The following is a 6696-nucleotide window of genomic DNA, read 5'->3' as shown; positions in this document are numbered from 1 at the left end:
CGGCGGCGGCGTCGGCCGCGCCCGACGACGCGTCGCCGCCCGCCGAGCAGCCCGAGGCCAGCGCGGCGACGCACACGAGCGCGGCGGCCAGGACGGCCGCACGTCGGACCGTGCGGGCGGAACGGGTGGGACGGTCGCTCGTCGTGGTCGTCATGGCGGCGACGCTAGGGGGACGACGGCCGTCGCGGGCCCGACGTGTCCCGATCGTGAGGCAGGGACGCAAAGGTGACCGGATCGTGACGGCACCGACACCGGATCGCGGCTCTGACCGGCGCAAGGACTCCTCGGGTGGGGACAGGCGGCCGCTCGTCGACGCGCGCCGGGCGGCCCCGACGCCGTCCCGTCACAGCGCGTACGCGTGCGCCGTCCACAGGTGGATCGCGGCGAACGCGCGCCACGGCCGCCACGGCGCCGCTGCGGCCTCGACGTCCCGCGTCCCCTCGACGCCCAGCGCCCGCCGCAGCACCACGTCGCCCGCGGGCAGCGCGTCGCGGTCGGCGAGCACCCGCAGCGCCAGGTACTCGACGGTCCACGGCCCGATGCCGGGCAGCGCGAGGAGCCGGCGACGCGTCTCGACGGGGTCGACACCCGGGGTGACCTCCAGCCCGTCGGCGAACGCGACCGCGACGGCGTGCAGCGTCCGGGCCCGGGCCGTCGTGATCCGGACGGCGGCCTGCAGGTCGCGGGGGTCGACGGCGGCGAGGTCGGCCGGGCGCGGGAACGTGAGCAGGGCACCCGGTCCCGGCCGCCCCCACACCGCGGCGAGCCGGCCGCTGAACGTGCGCGCGGCCGCGAGCGTGACCTGCTGGCCGAGGACGGTCGTGACCGTCGCCTCGAAGCCGTCGAGGTGGCCGAGGACCCGGACGTCCGGGCGTCGCGCGACGAGGGGCCCGACCACCGGGTCGTCCGCGAACGCGGCCGCCACCGCGTCGAGGTCGTCGTCCAGCCCGAACCACCGGTGCGCGAGGGCCCGCAGCGTCGCGACGGGCAGGTCGCCGCGCAGCTCGACCCGGCCGTCGGCGAGCTCTGCCGTGACCACGACCGGGCCGCCGTCCGCGTGCACGACGCGCGTGACCGTGGCACCGTCGACGACCTCGACGCCCGGCACGGCGTGCGCCGCGAGCGAGGCGAGCAGCGGGGCGGCGTCGACAGGTGTCCGGGCGACGAACCGGGCGGACCCGTGCGCGTCGTCCGGAGGCGTCGAGCGACGGCGCGTCGATGCCTGGTCGGGCCCCTGCGGCGGCAAAGCACTCACCGGGCCGACTCTAGATGTGGGCACCGACAGACCATCTGGCGGTCCTGGACGCCCGTCTGGGGTGCGTGATCGGCCAAGGAGTGGTCAAATGGTGCACAGCCGAGGTCCCGAAGCAGCCGGGGCTCGGCCAGTCTGCGGAACATTGCGTGCCGAGGGTCACGGCGAGAGCCGGGCCGCCCGTCAGGGTTCAGGGAGAGCGCCACGCCTCGTGCCGGCGAGACGCCTCTCGACCGCCCCGTCCCCGTTCGTCGGGGGCGGGGCGTCTGCATGCGGGGCCGTGGTGGTGACGGGCCGGAGGTTCGGGAAGGCGCGTCGCGGGGAGCGCTGCCTACGCTGACGGGATGCCGCCCACGCTCGTCCTCCCAGCGGTCGCCCTGTCCGGTCCCGTGCCCGCCGCCGCCCCCGCCGTGTCGTCCGCCGTGCCGGACGACTCGGTCGTCGAGGAGGTCGGCGGTGTCGTCGGACCCGTCCTCGCCGTCGCCGCCGGCGTCGTCGCCGCGTACCTGCTCGCGACCCTCATCGGCGTCCTCGTCCGCCGCCTCGCGCGCCGCTCGACGGTCGCGGCCGACCTCACCCGCAGGTCCCGACGGCCCACGCGTGCGGTCCTGCTGGTCGTCGGCGTGTGGGTCGCGCTGAGGCTCAGCACCGAGCCGGCGCCCTGGCGCGTCACCGTCGAGCACGCCCTGCTGATCCTGCTCATCGTGACGCTCGCGTGGCTCGTCGGGAGCCTCGCGTTCGTGCTGGAGGACGCCGCGCTCGCGCGGTACCGGATCGACGTCGAGGACAACCGGCGCGCGCGCCGCGTCCGCACGCAGGTGCAGCTGCTGCGGCGGATCACGGTCGCGGTGCTCGTCATCTGCGCGATCGCGGCGATCCTGCTGACGTTCCCGTCGGCGCGCGCGTTCGGCGCGAGCCTCCTGGCGTCCGCCGGGCTGCTGTCGATCGTCGCGGGCCTCGCGGCGCAGAGCTCGCTGGCGAACGTGTTCGCGGGCATGCAGCTCGCGTTCACGGACGCGATCCGGGTGGACGACGTCGTGGTCGTCGACGACGAGTGGGGGCGGATCGAGGAGATCACGCTCACCTACGTCGTCGTGCATGTGTGGGACGACCGGCGCCTCATCCTGCCGTCGACGCACTTCACGACGACCCCGTTCGAGAACTGGACGCGGCGGCAGGCCGACCTGCTCGGGACCGTCGAGCTCGACCTCGACTGGCAGGTGCCCGTCGACGCCATGCGGGCCGAGCTCAACCGGCTGCTCGGCGCGACGGACCTGTGGGACGGGCGCGTCGGGATCGTGCAGGTCACGGACGCCGTGGGCGGTGCCGTGCGGGTGCGGGTGCTGGCCAGCGCGCGCGACGCCCCGACGCTGTTCGACCTGCGCTGCTACGTGCGCGAGGGGCTGGTCGGGTGGCTGCAGCGCGAGGCGCCGCAGGGTCTGCCGCGCACCCGCTGGGAGTCCCGCGGCCCCGTCGACGAGGACCGGGGGAGCGCCGCACCAGCGTCCGCCGCGACGTCGCCCTCCCCGTCGGTGCCCACCGCGGGCACGCCCACCGCGGCGTCCCCGACGGCCGTCGGCGAGACGGACCAACCGCCGCGCCGCCGTCGCGACCGGGACGACCGGCAGGTCGACGACACCGTCCTGCTCCCCGCGACCACCTCGGACGCCCGGCTCTTCACGGGCAGCATCGAGGCGCTCGAGCGCTCGCGGTCCTTCCAGGGTCCGGGCCAGGACGTGTTCGACGAGCGGGAGCAGCACGCGGAGGACGACGAGGGGCGGCCGCAGCCGTGACGTCGGGGCGTTCGGCGCCCTCGCCGGCGCCGGTGGTCCGCCCGGTCACGTGGGACGTCCTGCGGGACGTCGTCCTGGCGCGCGTCCCGGCGGACGGGCGTCGCGTCGTCCTGGTCGACGGCGCCCCGCCGACCCGGCCCGGCGACCTCGCGGACGCGCTCGTCGGCCCGCTGCGCGCGTCCGGCCGTGCGGTGGCGCGGGTGCGGGCCGACGACTTCCTGCGGCCCGCGTCCGTCCGGCTGGAGCACGGGCGGCACGATCCCGACGCGTACCTGGAGGACCGGCTCGACGTCGGCGCGCTCGTGCGGGAGGTCCTGCGGCCGTTCGCCGCGTCGGGCCGGTACCTGCCGAGCCTGTGGGACGCCGTGGCCGACCGGGCGACGCGGGCGCGTCCCGTCCAGGCACCGCCGGGTGCGGTCCTGGTGCTCGACGGCGACCTCCTGCTCGGCCGCGGCCTGCCCGCGGACCTCACGGTGCACCTCGCGGTCCGGCCCGCGACCCTCGCGCGGCGGCTCCCGGAGGAGGAGCGGTGGATGCTGCCCGCGTTCGCGCGGTACGCGGCCGAGGTGGGCCCGGAGGACGTCGCGGACGTCGTGGCGCGCGTCGACGACCCCGCGCACCCGGCACTGGTCGAGCGTCCGCCGGTCGTCTGAGCGGCAGACGCCGGGGGGGCGAGAGCGCGACGGCTCAGGCGACGGCCGCGCCGAGCCGCGCGCTGAGCCGCACGACCGCGTCGCGCAGCTCGACCGGCCCCACGACCCGCAGCGGCACGCCGAACAGCGCGACCGTCGCCGCGAGCGCGTCCCACGACCACGCGCCCTGCACGAGCCCCGCCCGGCCGCCGCCGAGGTCCTCGACGAGCGCACCGCGCGCGGCCCACCGCCGCACGTCGTCGGCGGGCATGTCGAGCTCGACCTCGCCCACGCACGGCCAGGGCAGGGCGCGCCCGAGCCGCTCGGCGACGAACGTCGAGACGTCGCCACCGGGCAGGTCGCGCGGGGCGAACCGCGGCCCGGACGGGGTGCGCGGCGTCATGCGGTCGACGCGGAACGTGCGCCAGTCGGCGCGGTCGAGGTCCCACCCGACGAGGTACCAGCGCCCGCCCCACGTGACCAGGTGGTGCGGCTCGGCGCGCCGCGGCGGCCGGAACGCGTCGGGACCGTCGCCGACCGGTGCTGACGTGCCCCCCTCGTAGTCGAAGCGGAGCACCTCGTGGGCCCGCACGGCCGCGCCGACGGCCAGCAGGACGTCGGCGGCGACCTGGGGCCGCTCGCGCTGCGGGTGGCGGGCGACGGCGGTGACCTCGAGCGCGTCGGCGGCGGCGCGCAGCCGCGCGGGCATGACCTGCCGGACGGTGGTGAGGGCGCGCAGCGCGGCCTCGTCGACGCCGGTCACGCCGGTCGACGCGGTGCGCAGCGCGACGACGAGCGCGACGACCTGCTCGTCGTCGAGCAGCAGGGGCGGCATGTGCGCGCCCGCGTCGAGGCGGTACCCGCCGTCGGGGCCCTTGCTCGCGTGCACGGGGTAGCCGAGGTCGCGCAGCCGGTCGACGTCGCGGCGCACGGTGCGCGGGCTGACGCCGAGGCGGTCGGCGAGGACGTCGCCCGGCCAGTCGCGGCGGGACTGGAGCAGCGACAGCAGCGCGAGCAGGCGTCCGGACGGTGTCGACATGACCTCAGGGTGCCATGCAGTAGCGGACAGGATCTGACCGCTACCCCCGGAACGATGGGTGACGTACCTGGACGACGACCCCTGATGGACGGGAGACAGCCCATGATCCGCACCCGCGGGCTCACGAAGGACTTCGTGGTGAGCCGCACCGAGACCGTGCACGCCGTGCGCGGCATCGACCTCGACGTCGCGCCCGGCGAGCTCGTCGCCGTGCTCGGCCCGAACGGCGCCGGCAAGACCACCACGATGCGCATGCTCACGACCCTCGTCCGCCCGACGGCGGGCACCGCGACCGTCGCGGGCGCCGACGTCACGACCGACCCGGCGACGGTCCGCCGGAACATCGGCTACGTCGGCCAGGGCAACGGCGCCGGGCACGTGCAGCGCGCCGCCGACGAGCTCACCGCGCAGGGCCGCATCTACGGCCTGGACGCCCGGACCGCCCGCCGTCGCACGGCCGAGCTGCTGGACGCACTCGACCTGCAGCCGCTCGCCGCGCGCAAGGTCTCCGACCTGTCCGGCGGCCAGCGCCGCCGGCTCGACGTCGCGCTGGGCCTCGTGCACGCGCCGCGGCTGCTCTTCCTCGACGAGCCGAGCACGGGCCTCGACCCGCACACCCGCGCCAACCTGTGGGAGCACATCCTGCGGCTGCGCGCCGAGCACGACATGACGATCGTCCTCACCACGCACTACCTGGACGAGGCCGACACCATGGCCGAGCGCGTGGTCGTCGTCGACCACGGGCAGGTCATCGCGGACGACACCGCCGACGGCCTCAAGCGGACCCTCGCGGGCGACCGGCTCGTCCTGGAGGTCCGTGGCGCCGACGCGACGGCACAGGTCGCCGCGCTCGTCTCGCGCCTGCCGGGCGCGCGCGACGTCACCGTCGACGGGTCCGTCGTCGAGGCGCGCGTGGCCGACGCCGCGGCCGCCGTGCCGACCGTCGTCGTCGAGGCGTCCGCCGCGGGCCTCGTGGTCGCGTCCGCCCGGGCGATCCGGCCGACGCTCGACGACGTCTTCCTCGCCCTCACCGGCCGCAGCCTGCGCGACGAGGGCGCCCGGCCCGCCGCCACCACCGACCCGACCCCGCAGGACCGGAAGGACGCAGCATGACCACCGCGACGCTCACCCCGCCCGCCACCACCCCGACGACCGCCCGTCCCGCACGCCGGTCCTGGTTCTCCGACGTCTGGCTCGTCATGACCCGCGAGCTGCGCCCCGTCGTCCGCGAGCCGTTCTCCGTCGTGTTCGGCCTCATCCAGCCGCTCGTCTTCCTCGGGCTGTTCGGCCCGCTGCTCGTCGGGTCGGTCGGCGAGAGCGGCCTGTCCGGCGCGGACGTCTGGCAGTGGTTCGTGCCCGCGATCCTCGTCATGACGACGCTGTTCGGGACGTCCACCACGGGCTCGAACCTGCAGTTCGAGATGCAGACCGGCGCGCACGAACGGATGCTCGTCACCCCGCTGTCGCGCTCGTCGCAGCTCGTCGGCCGCTCGCTCAAGGAGCTCGTCCCGCTCACCGCGCAGGCCGTGATCGTCGTCCTGGTCATGCTGCCGTTCGGGTTCCGCGCCGACCCCGTCGGGGGAGTCCTCGGCATCCTCATGCTGGCCGTGCTCGGCATCGGCATCGGCTCGCTGTCGTACGCGCTGGCCATCGCCGTCCGCAAGCAGGAGTGGATGTTCTGGGTCGTGCAGCAGACCGTCCTGTTCCCGCTGCTCATCCTGTCCGGCATGCTCCTGCCCCTGGAGGGCGGGCCGCGGTGGATGCAGGTCGCGTCGTCCGTGAACCCGCTGCGCTGGGTCGTCGACGCCGAGCGTGCCCTGTTCGCCGGTGACCTCACGGCGTCGGCGGTCGCGGCCGGGTGGGTCGCGGCGCTCGCCACCGCGGCCCTCGGGCTCGTCGTCGGGGTGCGGACCATCGTGCGGTCCACCGACTGACCTCACACCCGCCGGCGGTCGCGCGTCTTCCCTGAGGAGGCGCGAC

6 protein-coding genes are annotated in these 6696 nt (G+C 76.2%); 4 read left to right on the top strand and 2 right to left on the bottom strand.

Annotated elements, in window-relative coordinates; genetic code table 11:
* Positions 1-343 precede the first annotated feature (343 nt).
* On the bottom strand, positions 344-1255 hold the full coding sequence (locus CBZ_RS10070) for a DNA-3-methyladenine glycosylase family protein (RefSeq protein ID WP_246013245.1): 912 nt from the start codon (positions 1253-1255) through the stop codon (positions 344-346).
* A gap of 341 nt (positions 1256-1596) precedes the next feature.
* On the opposite strand from CBZ_RS10070, the gene CBZ_RS10065 reads away from it, so the two are divergent.
* Positions 1597-3045, top strand: coding sequence for a mechanosensitive ion channel family protein (locus tag CBZ_RS10065; protein WP_130781429.1), 1449 nt, complete (start codon positions 1597-1599; stop codon positions 3043-3045).
* A gap of 32 nt (positions 3046-3077) precedes the next feature.
* Positions 3078-3698, top strand: coding sequence for a nucleoside/nucleotide kinase family protein (locus CBZ_RS10060; protein ID WP_130781428.1), 621 nt, complete (start codon positions 3078-3080; stop codon positions 3696-3698).
* Positions 3699-3732: 34 nt separating this feature from the next.
* Here the strand turns inward: CBZ_RS10060 and CBZ_RS10055 are convergent, their stop codons facing one another.
* The gene (locus CBZ_RS10055; protein WP_130781427.1) at positions 3733-4716 is read right to left on the bottom strand and encodes a helix-turn-helix transcriptional regulator; all 984 of its coding nucleotides are present in this window, start codon (positions 4714-4716) and stop codon (positions 3733-3735) included.
* Between the two features lie 102 nt (positions 4717-4818).
* Here CBZ_RS10055 and CBZ_RS10050 point away from each other — a divergent pair, with 102 nt between their 5' ends.
* Both CBZ_RS10050 and CBZ_RS10045 read left to right on the top strand, forming a co-directional pair.
* Positions 4819-5829: an ATP-binding cassette domain-containing protein gene (locus CBZ_RS10050; RefSeq protein ID WP_130781426.1), complete on the top strand. Its 1011-nt coding sequence runs from the start codon at positions 4819-4821 to the stop codon at positions 5827-5829.
* Entirely contained in the window at positions 5826-6650 is an 825-nt protein-coding gene (locus tag CBZ_RS10045) for an ABC transporter permease (protein ID WP_130781425.1), read from the top strand. Before CBZ_RS10050 ends, CBZ_RS10045 begins: the two co-directional genes overlap by 4 nt.
* The last annotated feature ends 46 nt before the right edge of the window (positions 6651-6696 follow it).

Origin of the sequence: Cellulomonas biazotea, assembly GCF_004306155.1 — a bacterium.
Lineage (GTDB): Bacteria > Actinomycetota > Actinomycetes > Actinomycetales > Cellulomonadaceae > Cellulomonas > Cellulomonas biazotea.
Note: the sequence above shows the minus strand (reverse complement) of the source record. Positions and strands in the feature narration are given on the sequence as shown.